Genomic DNA, 1,189 nt, shown 5'->3' with positions numbered 1-1,189 from the left:
TACGGTAAGGTTTGTAAAGAAATGAATATCGTTGGACAAGATGAATCAGTTACACAAGTAATGCGTATGATCGAGAAAACAAAAAATGAAATTGACGGCCTAACAGATGAAATTGCATTACACGCAGTACGTGAAGCAATAACTAATAAAGCGAACAATGTAGCAGCGTACGCACGTAAGGTTATTAATAACTTCATGAAACCGTCAGCGAATGTTTCTCAGCCATCTAAACCAATTATTAAAGTAGACACGCCACAATGGTTTAAAGACGGCGTACATAAGCAAAAACATGATGATAGCAACACATTCAATGAGCAACAGCAAGCACAAGCAAAATACAATGTACTTAAAAAAATCTTTGATGATGAAGATGCGATTAAAGAACAGATGGGCGATTTATACAGCTTAGTGTCATAAATGACTACAATATACGATTCCTTGCGCGTTGTTATATTGTTTTTGAGTAAGCACGTGAGGATTTAGAAGCGATATATGAACGCTAAATATGACAATCTGCAAAGTTTAGATTGCATCCTTTACATAAAATTATTGACAGTGCCACTTTTTAATATATGCATATATCAATATATACGTATATGCATATATCAATATATACGTATATGCATATATTCACATTTACAACTCTTTTAATCTAGTGATTAGACCCTATATATTAATGGTATATAAAATACATTCTATGTTAAAATATATGCATATATTTTAACAGAAAAGTTTGTAGGAGGGTTAATATGGATGAGAGAAATGCAGTAGTAGTGACTTTTGGTAATTTTAAAGGTGGAACAGGTAAAACGACTAATTCTACGATGTTGGCTTATGAATTGGCTGATCAAGGTTACAAAGTATTATTATGTGACCAAGATCCGCAGGCGAATGCCACATCCCTTTATTTAAAAACGAAAGAGGTCGTTAGTGGCGATATTCATTCGTTCAACAAAACATTGATGACAGCCATCAAAGAAGAAGATTTGAAGCAGATTGTAACTGAAATTAAAGAAAATTTGTATTTGCTACCAAGTTTTAGTGACTTTGCTCTTTACCCTCGATTCCTGGAACGTAAATTTGGAACGTCATTAAAAGATCGTGTTCAATATTTTTCACAATTACTGGAGCCATTGCGTAGTGATTTTGATTTTATTTTCATCGATGTGCCACCAACAATTTCGGATAT

General features: G+C 33.4%; 2 protein-coding genes. Both read left to right on the top strand.

The genetic code is table 11. The features are described 5' to 3' along the window. Positions 1–417: hypothetical protein (locus QI30_RS20770; RefSeq protein WP_158621114.1), on the top strand; the 417-nt coding region annotated here is incomplete at its 5' end. A gap of 332 nt (positions 418–749) precedes the next feature. Beyond that, positions 750–1,189 (top strand): ParA family protein (locus tag QI30_RS20015; protein ID WP_148113931.1); only part of this gene is annotated, 440 nt, incomplete at its 3' end.

It is taken from the genome of Candidatus Kurthia intestinigallinarum (genome assembly GCF_003991225.1).
GTDB lineage: Bacteria > Bacillota > Bacilli > Bacillales_A > Planococcaceae > Kurthia > Kurthia populi.
Note: the sequence above shows the minus strand (reverse complement) of the source record. Positions and strands in the feature narration are given on the sequence as shown.